The 14,850-nt window shown below is 71.2% G+C and carries 12 protein-coding genes; 2 read left to right on the plus strand and 10 right to left on the minus strand.

The genetic code is table 11. The annotated features are described in order from the left end of the window. Positions 1 to 12 precede the first annotated feature (12 nt). Both EXE48_RS15340 and EXE48_RS15345 read left to right on the plus strand, forming a co-directional pair. A complete protein-coding gene (locus EXE48_RS15340) occupies positions 13 to 2,670 on the plus strand; it encodes a heavy metal translocating P-type ATPase (protein ID WP_137711980.1) in 2,658 nt (885 codons plus the stop codon). Positions 2,671 to 2,745: 75 nt separating this feature from the next. Then, on the plus strand, positions 2,746 to 3,402 hold the full coding sequence (locus EXE48_RS15345) for an NAD-dependent epimerase/dehydratase family protein (protein ID WP_137704327.1): 657 nt from the start codon (positions 2,746 to 2,748) through the stop codon (positions 3,400 to 3,402). Between the two features lie 40 nt (positions 3,403 to 3,442). Here the strand turns inward: EXE48_RS15345 and EXE48_RS15350 are convergent, their stop codons facing one another. The 10 genes from EXE48_RS15350 to EXE48_RS15395 all read right to left on the minus strand — a co-directional run bounded on the left by EXE48_RS15350 (position 3,443) and on the right by EXE48_RS15395 (position 14,824). Further along, positions 3,443 to 3,715 carry a DUF8119 family protein gene (locus tag EXE48_RS15350; protein ID WP_053771227.1) on the minus strand — a complete coding sequence of 91 codons (273 nt, stop codon included), beginning with the start codon at positions 3,713 to 3,715 and terminating at the stop codon, positions 3,443 to 3,445. A 107-nt stretch (positions 3,716 to 3,822) separates the two neighbouring features. Continuing rightward, complete coding sequence (locus EXE48_RS15355; protein ID WP_053771228.1) at positions 3,823 to 4,284, minus strand: universal stress protein; 462 nt, start codon at positions 4,282 to 4,284, stop codon at positions 3,823 to 3,825. After that, complete coding sequence (locus EXE48_RS15360; RefSeq protein ID WP_121599395.1) at positions 4,284 to 6,095, minus strand: VC_2705 family sodium/solute symporter; 1,812 nt, start codon at positions 6,093 to 6,095, stop codon at positions 4,284 to 4,286. The genes EXE48_RS15355 and EXE48_RS15360 overlap by 1 nt, the downstream gene beginning before the upstream one ends. Then, positions 6,092 to 6,571 carry a DUF4212 domain-containing protein gene (locus EXE48_RS15365; RefSeq protein ID WP_053771230.1) on the minus strand — a complete coding sequence of 160 codons (480 nt, stop codon included), beginning with the start codon at positions 6,569 to 6,571 and terminating at the stop codon, positions 6,092 to 6,094. The genes EXE48_RS15360 and EXE48_RS15365 overlap by 4 nt, the downstream gene beginning before the upstream one ends. Before the next feature lie 106 nt (positions 6,572 to 6,677). Continuing rightward, a complete protein-coding gene (gene acs, locus EXE48_RS15370; RefSeq protein WP_137711981.1) occupies positions 6,678 to 8,672 on the minus strand; it encodes an acetate--CoA ligase in 1,995 nt (664 codons plus the stop codon). Positions 8,673 to 8,801: 129 nt separating this feature from the next. Then, positions 8,802 to 10,589, minus strand: coding sequence for a bacterio-opsin activator domain-containing protein (locus EXE48_RS15375; protein ID WP_137711982.1), 1,788 nt, complete (start codon positions 10,587 to 10,589; stop codon positions 8,802 to 8,804). Between the two features lie 160 nt (positions 10,590 to 10,749). After that, entirely contained in the window at positions 10,750 to 10,989 is a 240-nt protein-coding gene (locus EXE48_RS15380) for a DUF2061 domain-containing protein (protein ID WP_053771233.1), read from the minus strand. 68 nt (positions 10,990 to 11,057) lie between these two features. Beyond that, a complete protein-coding gene (gene acs / locus EXE48_RS15385; protein ID WP_053771234.1) occupies positions 11,058 to 13,013 on the minus strand; it encodes an acetate--CoA ligase in 1,956 nt (651 codons plus the stop codon). A gap of 99 nt (positions 13,014 to 13,112) precedes the next feature. Further along, positions 13,113 to 14,471, minus strand: a complete 1,359-nt coding sequence (hflX, locus tag EXE48_RS15390; protein ID WP_053771235.1) for a GTPase HflX — start codon at positions 14,469 to 14,471, stop codon at positions 13,113 to 13,115. Further along, a complete protein-coding gene (locus EXE48_RS15395; RefSeq protein WP_077152264.1) occupies positions 14,468 to 14,824 on the minus strand; it encodes a DUF2209 family protein in 357 nt (118 codons plus the stop codon). Before EXE48_RS15395 ends, hflX begins: the two co-directional genes overlap by 4 nt. Positions 14,825 to 14,850: the final 26 nt, after the last annotated feature.

Below are 14,850 nucleotides of genomic sequence, written 5' to 3' on the forward strand. Positions count from 1 at the left end.
AGACTACCCAAGATGAGCACCAGGACCACCCACCTCGACATCACGGGGATGAGCTGCGCCAACTGCTCGGCGAGCGTGTCCGACGCCGTGGGGTCGCTCGACGGCGTCTCGCGGGCGGACGCGAACTACGCGACCGACGAGGCGACGGTCGAGTACGACCCCGAGGCGACCTCGCTCGCCGCAATCTACGACGCGATCGAGTCGGCGGGCTACGGCGCGGTGGCCGAGACGGCGACCGTGGCGATCACCGACATGACGTGCGCGAACTGCGCGGACGCCAACCGCGACGCCTTGGAGTCCGTGCCCGGCGTCGTCGAGGCCGACGTGAACTACGCGACCGACGAGGCGCAGGTGCGGTACAACCCCGCCGAGACCTCGCTGTCGGCGCTGTACGACGCCGTCGAGGACGCGGGCTACTCCCCGGTCCGAGAGGGCGACGGCGAGACGGCCGACGGCGAAGGCGAGGGATCGGGCGAGAGCGCGCGGGACGCCGCGCGAAACGCCGAGATCCGCAAACAGCTCCGGCTGACGCTGTTCGGCGCCGCGCTGTCCGCGCCCCTCCTCTTTTTCATGGTCGACAAGCTGCTCCTCGGTGGCGCGGTGGTGCCCGACCGCATCTTCGGCGTCAGAGCCGTATGGGCCCAGTTCGCGCTCGCGACGCCGGTACAGGTCGTGCTCGGCCGGCCCTTCTACGTGAACTCCTACAAGGCGCTCGTCACGAACGGCCGCGCCAACATGGACGTGCTGATCGCCTTGGGCTCGACGACGGCGTACGTCTACTCCGTCGCCGTCCTCCTCGACCTGGTCGCCGGGAGCGTCTACTTCGACACGGCGGCGCTCATCCTCGTCTTCATCACCCTCGGCAACTACCTCGAAGCCCGCTCGAAGGGGCAGGCCGGCGAGGCGCTCCGGAAGCTGCTGGAGATGGAGGCCGACACCGCCACCCTCGTCGACGGGGACGGGACCGAACGCGAGGTGCCGATCGAGGAGGTCGAGGTCGGCGACCGCATGAAGGTCCGCCCCGGCGAGCAGGTCCCGACCGACGGCGTCGTGGTCGAGGGCCAGTCCGCCGTCGACGAGTCGATGGTGACCGGCGAGTCCGTCCCCGTCGAGAAGTCGGAGGGCGACGAGGTCGTCGGCTCCACCATCAACGAGAACGGGCTCCTCGTGGTCGAGGCGACGAAGGTCGGCGCCGACACCGCGCTCCAGCAGATCGTCCAGACCGTCAAGGAGGCGCAGTCCCGTCAGCCCGACATCCAGAACCTCGCGGACCGGATCTCCGCGTACTTCGTGCCCGCGGTCATCGCGAACGCGCTGCTGTGGGGCGTCGTCTGGTTCCTCTTCCCCGAGGCGCTCGCCGGGTTCGTCGACCGGCTCCCGCTGTGGGGCCAGGTCGCCGGCGGCCCCGTCGGCGGGACCGTCTCGACGTTCGAGTTCGCGGTCGTCGTCTTCGCCTCGTCGGTCCTGATCGCCTGCCCCTGCGCGCTGGGGCTCGCGACGCCGGCCGCGACGATGGTCGGGACCACCATCGGCGCGCAACACGGCGTCCTGTTCAAGGGCGGCGACGTGCTCGAGCGCGCGAAGGACGTCGACACCGTCGTGTTCGACAAGACGGGGACGCTCACGGCTGGCGAGATGGAACTCACCGACGTGGTCGCCGTCGGTGACGACGGCGGGACCGTCGCCGACGGCGGGACCGTCGCCGAGCGCGGCGACGCGGCGGACGAGGGCTCGGCGGCCGGTGGCGGCGCCGAGGCCCCCGAGGACGAGGTCCTCCGGCTCGCCGCGAGCGCGGAGCGCGGCAGCGAACACCCGCTCGCCCGCGCCATCGTCGAGGGCGCCGAGTCGCGCGGCCTCGACCTCGCCGACCCCGAGGAGTTCGAGAACGTACCCGGACACGGCGTGCGAGCGACCGTGGACGGGGACGAGGTGCTGGTCGGCAACCGGAAGCTGCTGCGGGACGCCGGCGTCGACGCCGCGCCCGCCGCGGAGACGATGGAGCGGCTCGAACGCGAGGGCAAGACGGCGATGCTCGTCGCCCGCCTGCCCGCCGGCGACGAGGACGGGGAACTCCTCGGCGTCGTCGCCGACGCGGACACGGTGAAGCCGAGCGCGGAGCGCGCGGTCGGCCAGCTCCGCGAGCGCGGCGTCGACGTGATGATGATCACGGGCGACAACGAACGCACCGCCCGCGCCGTGGCCGAGCGGGTCGGGATCGACCCCGACAACGTCCGCGCGGGTGTCCTCCCCGAAGACAAGTCCGACGCCGTCGAGGCGATCCAGGCGGACGGCCGCCGGGCGATGATGGTCGGCGACGGCGTCAACGACGCGCCCGCGCTGGCGGTCGCGTACGTCGGCACCGCCATCGGCTCCGGGACCGACGTGGCCATCGAGGCCGCGGACGTGACGCTGATGCGCGACGACCCGCTCGACGTGGTGAAGGCGATCCGCGTCTCGGACGCGACGCTCCAGAAGATCAAACAGAACCTCGTGTGGGCGCTCGGCTACAACACCGCGATGATCCCGCTCGCGTCGCTCGGGCTGCTCCAGCCGGTCCTCGCGGCCGGGGCGATGGCGGTCTCGTCGGTGTCCGTGCTCACGAACAGCCTCCTGTTCCGCCGGTACGACCCCGAGGGCGACTACCGGCTCCTCGGGTTCCTCCGCCGCTGACCGGCGCCGAACGGCGCTTTCCTCCCCCGCGCGGCGTCCCGAAGCCCCAAGGCGGGGCGGCGCATATGCCGCGACATGGCCACCCTCCTCGTCGTCGGCGGCAGCGGCTTCATCGGGCGCGACGTCTGCCGGTTCGCGGTCCGCGACGGCCACGAGGTCCGCAGCGTCTCGCGGAGCGGCCGCCCCGACGTCGACGCCGAGTGGGCGGACGCCGTCTCGTGGACGAGCGCCGACCTCTTTCGCCCGAACGCCTGGCGCGACCGCCTCGACGGCGTCGACGCCGTGGTCCACGCGGTCGGGACGCTCACCGAGTCGCCGAGCGACGGGGTCACCTTCGAACGGGTCAACGGCGACGCGGCCGTCCTGACGGCGCTGGAGGCGGAACGCGCCGGCGTCGACGCCTTCGTCTTCCTCTCCGCGGCGGCGAAGCCCCCCGGCGTGCGGAGCGCCTACCTGACGGCGAAGCGCCGCGCCGAGTCGTCCATCGCGGACCTCGACCTCGACGTCGTGACGCTCCGCCCGGGCCCGGTGTACGGCGAGGGACAGCCGCACCTCCCGGGCGTCGCCGACCGCGTGCTCCGGTTCCTCGCGAGCGCGCGGCCGATCGCTTCGCGGCTGGGCGAGGCGCGGCCGCTGGCCGTCGGCACGGTCGCCCGGGCGTCGTACCGCGCCGCGCTGGACCCGGACGAGCGGCTGCTCGACGTGTCGGACATCCGTGAACTCGCCGGGTGACGCGCGGGTGACGCGACCCGAGCGTCGCCGAGCGCCCCCGCTACCGGGCGCTGCGCTCCTTGGCTACCTCCAGCGAGATGAAGAAGCCGAAGTACGCCGGGATCCCCGCGAGCATGAACATGTACAGCACCCACCGCGGGGCCGTCGGAAAGGCGAAGTCGTACAGCAGCGACGCGAGCCCCACCCACGCGAGCGCGAACAGCAGGTCCTGCGCCATGCCGGTGCCGTTCTCGCTGAGCACCGTCCGGGCGCGGTCGGCGACGCTCGGGTCGGTCTCGTCGTTCGGCGTCTCCGCGGCGTCCGAGTCGGGCATGGATAGAGTGTGCGTGAAGGGGTACGTCGGCCTTGCGGAATCGCGCGGGGCCGTCCGCGCGACGAAGCGGTTCTCGGTCCGGGAGAGGCGGTCCCGGCGCGGCGACCTCAGTCTTCTTCGAGGTAGTCGACGACGAGGACGGGGACGTGCGTCGAGCGCAGCGTGCGCTCGGTGACGCTGCCGAGCAGCGCGCGGCGCACGCCGGCCCGGCCGTGACTGCCCATCACGATGAGGTCGATACCGTGCTCCTCTGCGTAGTCGCCGATCACCTTGTGCGGGCGACCGCCGGAGACGTGCTCGACGACGTCGACCGCGCGCTCACCGGCGCGGTCGGCGACGGCGCCGGTCGCCTCGTCGGCCCGCTCCTTCAGCTCGCCCATCTCGTCGAACCGACCCTGCTTGAGCCGGTCGACCTGTTCGGTGCCGAGGCTGAAGTTCACGGAGTCGATGTCGACCACGTACAGCGCGTGGACCTCCGCGTCGTACCGCTCGGCCAGGTCGAGCGCGTGGTCGACCGCGGCCTCCGCGACGTCGCTACCGTCCGTGGGCACGAGGATGCGTTCGTACATCACCGCTCCCCCTCCGTGGTGTCGTCGGGGGCAGCGCCGTCCACTGCGCGGTCACCCTCGGCGGCCGCGTCGTCCACTGCGCGGTCACCCTCGGCGGCCGCGTCGTCCACTGCGCGGCCGCCATCGGTCGCCACGTCCTCGCCGCCGTCCGCGGCGACGACGTCCTCGGCGGTCTCCTGTTGCCCCATCGGCTCGGGGCTGTGACACTGCCGGACGATCCGCTTCGTCTCGAGCGACGGCTCGTCCGTGGCCATCGAGACGACGATGGTAACGACGAACACGATCGGGAGCGTGATGAGCGCAGAGCCGATGGCGGGCATCCACGTCGCGAGCCCCGTCGACAGCGGCGCCTCCAGCGAGCCGATGTACGTCGGGACGATCTGGTTGATCATCGGGATCGCCCAGAGCGTCAGCCCGGTCGTCATCCCGGCGAGCGCGCCCTGCCGGTTGGCGTTCTCCCACCACATGCCGAGGAAGAACATCGGGAACAGCACGGAGCCGGCGAGCGAGAACGCGTAACCCACGAGCGCCGCGATCGACGAGGCGGGGTTGAGCGCTGCCAGCGTCGTCAGCGCGCCCAGGGCGACGATCGAGAGGCGGCCGACGAGGATCTGCTGGCGCTGCGTCGCGTCCTCGTTGATGATGTTCGTGTAGATGTCGTGGCTGATCGCCGACGAGCCGGCGATGAACAGCCCCGCGACCGTCGCGATGGCCGCGGCGATACCGCCCGCCGCGACGATGCCGACGAACCACTCCGGCAGCCCGGACAGCTGCGCCGCCAGCACGACGATGACCTCGCTGGCCGCGCTCGTCATGCCGGGGTCGCCGTACGTGGCGCCGACGTTCTGCGAGTAGAGGTCGGTGCCGAACGCCGCGAACGCGGGCGCGCTCCAGTAGAGGATACAGATGAAGAACAGCCCCCAGACCGTCGACCAGCGGGCCGTCCGCTCGCTCTCGACCGTGTAGAACCGGACGAGCACGTGCGGGAGCCCACACGTGCCGACGATGAGCGAGAACGTCGTCGCGACCCAGAGGTAGTAGCTCGACCCGGCGAACGGCTCGGAGAACTCGCTGCCGAGCTGGCTGATCAGCGCGCCGTACTCCAGCTGCGGCAGCACCGTGGAGTAGCCGTTCGTGTAGCCGACGACGAACAGCCCGACGACGAACGCGAGGATGAGGATGACGTACTGGACCGCCTGATTCTTCGTGGCGCCCAGCATGCCGGACAGCGTCAGGTAGCCGACGGTGACGACCATCATCGCGACGACCATCACCTGGTACCCGTCGAGGCCCGGGATGAGCCCCCCGTAGTTGCCGAAGATGTACAGGCCGACCAGCGCCATCCCCTTCGCCTGCCCGATGGCGTAGACGAAGCCGATGAGGAACGTCGTCACCGCCGCGATGGCGCGCGCGGTGTCGGAGTTGAACCGGTCGCCGACGAAGTCGGGCGCGGTGTACTTCCCGAACCGGCGCAGCTGCGCCGCGAGGAAGATGAGGAGGATGAAGTAGCCCGTCGTCCAGCCGACGACGAACACCAGCCCGTAGAAGCCCGCCAGCGCGATCGACGCCGCCATCCCGAGGTACGACGCCGCGGACATCCAGTTCGCGCCGATCGCCATCCCGTTCTCGACGTTCCCGATGGACCGGCCGGCGACCCACATGTCGTCGGTGTCGGCCACGCGGAAGACGAACCCGATCGTCAGGAACAGCCCCAGCATCCCGATCACGAGCAGCGCCGGCCCGATTTTGAACGAGATGTCGAGCGCCTCGGGGAGGAGTTCGCTCTGAAGGGGCAGCGAGCCCGCCGTCATTCGTCGACCCCTCCGTCGGTCGCCGCGACGTCATCGTGCTCGATGCCGTACTTCTCGTCCAGCGCGTCCCGCTTTCGCGAGTACCAGAACGCCAGGACGAGGGCGCTGGTCGGCGCGCCGAACGCGACGAGGAAGTAGTGGAGCGGGAACTGTAAGATCGGCATCGTCTGCGTCATCACGCCGGGCGCGAGGTTCGTCAGGGTCACCGGCCCCCACACCGCGAGGACCCAGATCGCGAACCCCGTCCAGACGATGCGGAGGTGATCGCGCATGTACGGCGTGCTCGGGTTCAGGATGTTCACTTCCGCCCCGAGGTAGTCGGTGTTGCTGTGCGCCTGTGCGGCTCCCGACGTCGCGACGCCGCCGTCGGTGGCAGCGTCGCCGGTCGCGCTGCCGCCGTCGGTGGCTGCTTCGCCGGCCGCGCGGCCACTATCGGTGACCGCGTCGCCTTCTTCGCGTGAGGTATTATCTGTCATGTTTTGGTCCGTTGTGAGCTTGTCTGTGTGGTTTTTTCGTGATGGTTTCCGTCGTGCGGTCCGCCGTGGTCGCGGACGGAACAAACGGAAAACGGCTCGCCGAGCGCTACTCGGCGTCGGCCTTCTTCTGGATCTCCTCGACGATCTCGGGGTTCCGAAGCGTGCTGGTGTTGCCGAGCTCCTCGCCGTCGGCGATGTTCTCGAGCAGGCGCCGCATGATCTTGCCGGACCGAGTCTTCGGCAGGTCCGGCGTGAACACGACCTGTTCGGGGCGGGCGATCGGCCCGATGGCGTCCTCAACGCCGGCGACGATCGCCTCGCGGAGCTCGTCGGTGCCCTCGTAGCCGTCCTCCGTGGTCACGTAGGCGTACACCGCCTCGCCTTTGATTTCGTGGTCGCCGCCGACCACTGCGGCTTCGGCGACGCCCTCGACGCCGACGATCGCGGACTCGATCTCCATCGTCCCCAGCCGGTGGCCGGAGACGTTGAGCACGTCGTCGACGCGGCCGAGGACGGTGATGTAGCCGTCGTCGTCGATCTTCGCCCCGTCCTCCGGGAAGTACACCCAGTCGTCGGGGTCGTCGCTGTCGGTGTCGGAGTACTCGGCCCAGTACTCCTCGATGTAGCGCTCGTCGTTGTTGTACAGCGTCCGGAGCATGCCGGGCCACGGCTTCTGTACCGTGAGGTAGCCGGCCTTGCCGGGATCCACCTCGTCGCCGAGCGTGTCGAGGATCTGGACGTCGAGCCCCGGCAGCGGCGGCCCCGCGGCGCCGGGCTTCATGTCCTTGACGCCGGGCAGCGTCGTCACCATCATCCCGCCGGTCTCGGTCTGCCACCACGTGTCGACGACGGGGCACTCCTCGTCGCCGATGTGCTGGTAGTACCACTTCCAGGCGCGCGGGTTGATCGGCTCGCCGACCGTGCCGAGCAGGCGCAGCGAGGAGAGGTCGTGGCGGTCCGGGTACTCAGCGCCCCACTTCATGAACGCGCGGATCGCGGTGGGCGCGGTGTACAGCTGGGTCGCCTCGTGCTCCTCGACGATCTCCCAGAGCCGGTCGCGCTCCGGGTGGTCGGGCGTGCCCTCGTACATCATCGTCGTCGTCCCGAGCGCCAACGGTCCGTAGACGATGTACGAGTGGCCGGTGATCCAGCCGATGTCGGCCGAGCAGAAGTACGTGTCATCCGGCTCGATGTCGAGGACCGACTGCGAGGTCCACGACACCCACGAGAGGTAGCCGCCGGTCGTGTGTTTCACGCCCTTCGGCTGCCCCGTCGTGCCCGAGGTGTACATCAGGAACAGCATGTCCTCGGCGTCGCGGGTGACCGGCTCGACCTCGGCGCCCTCGTGGTCGGCCACGAGGTCGTCGTAGTCGACCTGGTCGTCGCCGAGGTCGTGGCCGAAGCCGTCGCCGTTCGGCCCCAGCCGGTCGACGACGACCGTGGTCGTGTCGTGCTCGACGCCCGCGAGCCCCTCGTTCGCCTTGTCGAGGTGGTCGAGCGGGTCGCCGCGGCGGTAGTAACCGTCGCAGGTGACGAGGAACTCCGACTCCGCGGCGTTCATCCGCGTCGCGAGCGCGTCGGCCGAGAACCCGGCGAACACGACGCTGTGCGGCGCGCCGATGCGCGCACACGCCAGCATCGCGATCGGCAGCTCCGGGATCATCGGCATGTACATCGTGACCACGTCGTCCTCCTCGACGCCCTGCTCCCGAAGGGCGGCCGCGAACTCGTTGACCTCGCGGTGGAGTTCCGCGTACGTGTACGTGCGGTCGTCCTCGTCGACGGGCTCGCCGACCCACTCGATGGCGGCCTCGTCGCCGCGCTCGTCGAGGTGTCGGTCGAGGCAGTTCGCCGACGCGTTCAGCTCGCCGCCCGTGAACCACTCGTAGAATGGGGGGTTGCTGTCGTCGAGCACTTGGTCGTAGTCGGTTTCCCACTCCAGCAGGTCGGCGGCCGTCTCCCAGCACTCGGGCCAGTTCTCCTCGAACTCCTCGTATATCTCCGGGTCGGACACATTCGCCTGCTCGACGAACGACTCCGACGGCTCGAACACCTCTTGCTCCGCTAATCTCGCTTCCAGTTGGCCGTCTCCCTCTGTCATGGTACGGTCGTATCCAACCAATATCGGCATATAAACGCTGACGCTAAATACGAAAAATCGTGAAGGATTCCGCCCCGGAAGCGCGGGGCTCGCACCGTCGGACCCCCTCGCGACCCGGGCGCCGACCGCTCACTCGCCGGGCGGGGTCGCCCGCCCGTCGTCCCTCCGGGTCGGCCGGTCGGCCTCGTCCTCGAAGACGCCGTCGAGGAGGGCCCGCTGGGCCTTCCGGAGGTGGTTGTGGAACGTCGGCGACGAGACGCCCATCGCGTCGGCCACCTCCTCGGCCGTGCTCCCGCGCGGCCAGTCGAAGTAGCCACCGTGGTACGCCGCCGACAGCGCCGCCCACTGCCGGTCGGTGAAGCGGTCCGCGACCCCGTCCCGCAGCGCCGACTCCGTGCGCGGCGAGCGCGCGACCGACTCCTTGCTCGCGAGCCTGACGTCAGCGAACCGGTCGCGGAGCCCGTCCGCGACCGGGCGGACGTTCGTTCCCTCGGGGAAGTCGGCGACGACGCGGACCCGCCCTTCGGCGGCGGACGCGTCGCGCACGGTCGCGCCGTGGTCGACGAGCGCCCTGACCAGCGACCCGTCCGCGAGCCGGACCGACGCCGAACAGCCCTCTTCGCGGGTCTCAATCACCCGGAAGTCGGAGACGCCCGGCGACGCCTCGACGGCCGTCGCGACGTCCTGCGGGCGGGCCCCCTCGACGGAGAGGTACGCGCGGGACACGTCGTCGTCGACGTCGACCGTCGACGCCAACTCGATCCGACAGCCGAGGCGGTCGCTCGCCCGGGCGAGGAACGCACCGTCGTCGCCGGTGTGGAACTCGACCTCGGTGACCGCGTCGGAGTGGAGCAGTTCCCGCCACCGCTCGGCGGTGATCGCGCGGCCGAGGCAGCCGCCGAGGGCGGCGAGCGCGCGGCGCTCCGACTCGTCGACCGCGTCGCCGTCGGCCGCGACGGCGCAGAGCGCGCCGTGAATCGCGCCGTCGGAGGCCGCCGGCACCGCCACCGCGGGCCGTCCGTCGGTCTCCTGGCGACCGTCGGTCGTCGCCGGCGCGCCGTCCGTGACGGCGTCCAGCCACGGACCGGCGGCGGCGACGCCGCGGTCCGCGAGCGCCTCGCGGTCGACGCCGGCCGCGGCGGTCACGTCCGCCCGCCCGCCGCCGACCGCGCGGCGGACGACCCACGCCTCGGCCCAGCGGTCGGCGTCGACCAGCCCCTCGACGACGGCCGCGGCGGGGGCGGCCGCCCCCGGGTCTGCGAGCGCCTCGAACCCCGGTAACGCGGTCGTTCCGCCCCGTTCCGCGCTCCCGTCGTCGGACCGCCCGTCGCCGGCGATGGCGGTCGCGAGGGCCTCCCCGTCGAGCGGGTCGAGGTACGGGTCGAGGGTGCCGAGCGACTCCCAGCCGCCGGCGTCGCGGACGGCCCGCGGGTCGACGCCGCGGTCGACGAGCTGGCGCCGGGCGAACGTCTTCCGGAGGGCGCTCGGGGTGACCCGCTCGTCGACCGCGCCGTCGGTGAGGCCCGCCGCCCGCGCCGCTGTCTCGCTCACGATCATCTGGACGCGCCGCGGCGAGACGTCGACGTACGACTCGTCGTCGGCGAGCTCCTGGCTCGTCGCGTACCGGTCGAGGTCGGCGGCCAGCGAGGCCGGTACCACGGTCTCGCGGTCGATCTGTTCCCCGCCGAGCGCGGTCGACCCGGCGTCCCCGCCCTCGTCGCCGTCCGCCGCGGGCACCGCGAGGAGGCGCGCGCCCGCGACCGAGTCCGGCTCGCGCAGGTGGCGCGGGGCGACGCGGGTGATCTCCTCGGTCCGGAGGCCGGCCTCGCCCGCCAGCCTGACGACGAGCGCCGCGCGATACGTCTCCGCGGCGGTGACGAGCGCGTCGTAGGCGTCCGCGTCGAGGCCGTCCACCATTTGTTTCGGAACTCAACAAGCAGCCGAAACAAAACTGTTCCGGAAGTCGGTCTTTCTTGTCGGTCTCGACCGTATATCCTCGGAACCCCCGTCGCATGAAGACAAACAGCGGAATGATTAGTTTCGTTTCTTTGTTGTATTCCGAAACTACGTCCGCCGGTCACCCGGAGGGACTCACGCCCCAGGCGACGCGGTCCCACAGGCGCTCGTAGCCGTAGTACGTGAGCGTCTTCACGGCGTTCGTCACGAGGCCGATGCTCGCCGCCTGACCGACGTCGCCGACGACGAGCCACGCGACCGCGACCGTGATCGTCACCATCAGCGCCCGGTAGCACAGCGTCTTGACCACCGCGCGGCGACGGGCGTGGACCGCGTCCGCCGCGAAGACGTTCGTTCCCATACCCTCGATACGGACCCCACCGGCAAGTAACCACGACACGCTTCATAGCCGAAAAAGAGAAACCGCTATCAGTTTCTCGTCTCTCGGACGGTCGACTCGATCTCCCCCACGACCTCCGGGTTTCGCAGCGCGCTCACGTCGCCGAACTCCTCGCCGCGGGCGATGTCCTCCAGCAGCCGCCGCATGATCTTCCCGGAACGCGTCTTGGGGAGCTCCGGCGTGAACACGATCCGGTCGGGGCGGGCCACGTCGCCGACGGCGCTCGCCACCCGGTCCGCGATGGCGTCGCGCAGGCGCTCGCCGGGCTCGACGCCGCTCTTCGTCGTCACGTACGCGACGATCCGGCCGTCGTCGTCGCCGACGACCGCCGCCTCGGTCACGCCCTCGGCGTCGACGATCGCCGCCTCGAGTTCGCCCGTGTTGAACCGCTGCGCACGGACGTTGATCACGTCGTCGACGCGCCCGAGGATCGTGACGTAGCCGTCCTCGTCGACGGCCGCGCCGTCGCCGGTGCGGTAGCGCCAGCCGTCCTCGCCGTTCAGCCAGTACTCGCGCAGGTAGCGCTCGTCGCCCTCGCGGAGCCCGCGCAGCATGCCGGGCCACGGCGAGGCGATGGTGAGGTAGCCCGACTCGCCGGGGTCGGCCGGGTCGCCGTCCTCGTCGACGACGCGGGCGTCGATCCCGGGCAGCGGCGGGCCGACCTTCCCCGGCTTCATCGGCGTGACCCCGGGCAGCGTGGCGAGCGCGATGGCGCCGGTCTCGGTCTGCCACCAGGTGTCGACGACCGGCGCGTCGCCGCCGCCGACGTGGTCGCGGTACCAGCGCCACGCCTTCGGCGTGATCGACTCGCCGACCGTGCCGAGCAGGCGGATCGACGAGAGGTCGTGGGACTCGGGGTACTCCGCGCCCCACTTCATGAACGACCGGATCGCGGTCGGCGAGGTGTAGAAGACGCTCACCGCGTTGCGCTCGATCAGGTCCCAGACGCGGTCCCGGTCCGGGTAGTCGGGCGAGCCCTCGTACAGCACGGTGGTCGTCCCGGTCGCGAGGGGGCCGTACACGCCGTAGGAGTGGCCCGTGATCCAGCCGATGTCGGCCGCGCACCAGTAGGTGTCGTCGGGCCGCACGTCCAGGACCGTCCGCGTCGTCCACGCGACGTGCGCGAGGTACCCGCCCGTCGCGTGCTCGACCCCCTTCGGCCGCCCGGTCGTCCCCGAGGTGTACATCACGAACAGCAGGTCGGTCGCGTCGCGGGCCACGGGCTCGACCGTCTCGCCGTCGTGCGCGGCCACGAGCGCGTCGTACTCGTGCTCGTCGTCGCCCAGCGAGACGGCGAGCTCGTCGCCGAGGCGGTCGACCACGACCGCGGCCGACAGCTCGCTCTCGGCGCGGATCCGGGCGTTGTCCGCCTTCGACTTCTGGTTGAAGGCGTCCTCGCGGCGGTAGTAGCCGTCGCAGGTGACCAGGTACTCGGAGTCGGCGGCGTCGATCCGCGTTGCGAGCGCCTCCGCGGACAGCCCCGCGAAGACGACGTTGTGCGGCGCGCCGATCCGCGCGCACGCCAGCATCGCGATCGGGAGCTCCGGGATCATCGGCAGGTACAGCGTGACCACGTCGTCCTCCTCGACGCCGAGGTCGCGGAGGCCGGCCGCGAGGGCGTTCACCTCGCGGTGGAGGTCGAGGTAGGTGTACGACCGCCGCTCGCCCCGCTTCCCGAACCAGCGGATCGCGAGCTGGTTCCGGCGGTCGTCGAGGTGGCGGTCGACGCAGTTCGCCGACGCGTTCAGCTTCCCGCCGGTGAACCACTCGTAGAAGGGCGGCTCGGAGTCGTCGAGGACGGCGTCGTACTCCCGGTCCCACGTCAGGAGGTCGGCCGCCTCGCGCCACGCCTCGGGGCCCTCCCGGTCGAACCGCTCGTACACCGAGGGGTCGTTCGCGGCGGCCTCGTTCCGGAAGTCGGCCGGCGGCGGGACGGCGTCCCCGTCGCCGTCGACGAGTCCCTCCTCGTTCCCGGAGTCGTCCATGACATCGTATGGCCGGCGGAGACTCGTATACTTTGTCCGCGCCTTCGCCGAGCGACAGCCGATCGCAGCTGGCCGTCGACCGCCGCCGGGCGGTCGCGGTCAGGCCGACTCCTCGGCGGGCGGCGCCGAGACCTCGGCCGCCTTCGCCCGGGCGCGGGCGACGATCGAGGGCTTCGCCTCGAAGTCCACGGTCACCTGGTCGCCCGCGTACGTCTCCTCGGCGACGTACCCATGGTCGTGGACCCACGAGACGAGGCTCATCGCGTCGTCGGAGACGGGGAGCACGAGTCGCTCGCGCTCCCAGTCCGGCAGTTCGTCCTCGACGCGGTCCCGGAGCTCGGCGACGCCGGCGCCCGTCTTCGCCGAGACGGCGATCGGGTCCGGCGCCACGCCCGAGAGCGCGGCGCGCTTCTCCGCCAGCTCGCCGGGCGCCAGCCGGTCGACCTTGTTGAACACGGTGACGACCGGCGCCTCGTTGCGCTCGTAGAGGGTGTCGTGGCTCGTGACGAGCTTCTCGCGCATCTCCGCGACCGGCTCGCTCGCGTCGACGACGAGCAGCACGAGGTCGGCCCGGTAGACGGAGTCGAGCGTCGACTCGAAGGACTCGACCAGCCAGTGGGGGAGGTCCGAGATGAACCCGACCGTGTCGGTGAGGAGGACGTCGCGCTTCTCCATCTCGGCCCGGCGGGTCGTGGTGCCGAGCGTCGTGAACAGCATGTCCTGCGACTCGGCGGTGGTGTCGAGGTCGCGGTGTCGGTCGTCGTTCTCGTCGACCGCCAGCTCGTCGGCGAGCCGGCGCATCAGCGTCGACTTCCCGGCGTTGGTGTACCCGGCGAGCGCGACCAGCTCGAAGCCGGAGTCGCGGCGCTGCTCGCGGCGCGCCTCCTCCTTCTCCGCGATCGATTCGAGCTCGTCGCGGATCTCCGATATCTGCCGTTTGATGTCGCGCTCGACGCTCTCGTCGTACTCGCCGAGCCCCATGAACCCGGGCCGCTCGTCGCGCTTCGCGAGGCTCGCCTTCGCCTCCGCGCGCGGCAGCTCGTAGCGGAGCTCCGCGAGCTCGACCTGGAGCTGTGCCTTCCGAGTGTTGGCGCGCTGGCCGAATATCTCCAGGATGAGCGTGAACCGGTCGACGACCTCGACGCCCTCGGGGAGCACCCCGCCGATGTTGAACGTCTGGTACGGCCCCACGTCGTTGTCGACGATGACCGCCTCGGCGTCGGTCCGGCGGACCAGGTCGCGCAGCTCCGCGACCTTCCCCTCGCCGAACATGAACGCGGCGTCCTCGGTGCGCGTCTGGGTGAGCTCGCCTGCCACCTCGTACCCCGCGGCGGCCGCGAGCTGCGATATCTCCGCGAGGTCGGCCTCGCCCGAGTCGACGCGCTTGGCGACGATCGCGCGGCGGCTCCCGGTCGGCGCCTCGGCCTCGCCGTCCGCGTTCCCGGCGCTCCCGCTCATAACAGGAGTTCGCGCGCGGCGTACGCGGCGTGGTGTGCTGCCTGCACTGTCTCGCGCTCGCCTATGCTCTCGACGTATTTAAACTCGGGCTGGAAGCTCAGCCCGACGCGGGCCGCCGGCTCCTCGTAGAACTCGCCGCCCTCGGCCACGACCGGTCCCTCCGGCGGCGTCGGGAGGTCGCCGACCGCCTCCGCGGCGAGCGCGACGGTCGCCTCCAGCGTCGGGCCCTCGCGCGCCGCGGCGAAGCCCATCCCCTCGACCGACCGGATCCGCGAGGAGTCGATCCGCGCGTGGACCGCGGCCGCGACCATCAGGTACTCGCCGCCCTCCTCGTGGCGGCCGCTGATGTCCACGCCGACGACCTCAGGGGCGGGCGCCG

It is taken from the genome of Halorubrum sp. ASP1 (assembly GCF_005435135.1).
GTDB classification, from domain to species: Archaea; Halobacteriota; Halobacteria; order Halobacteriales; family Haloferacaceae; genus Halorubrum; species Halorubrum tropicale.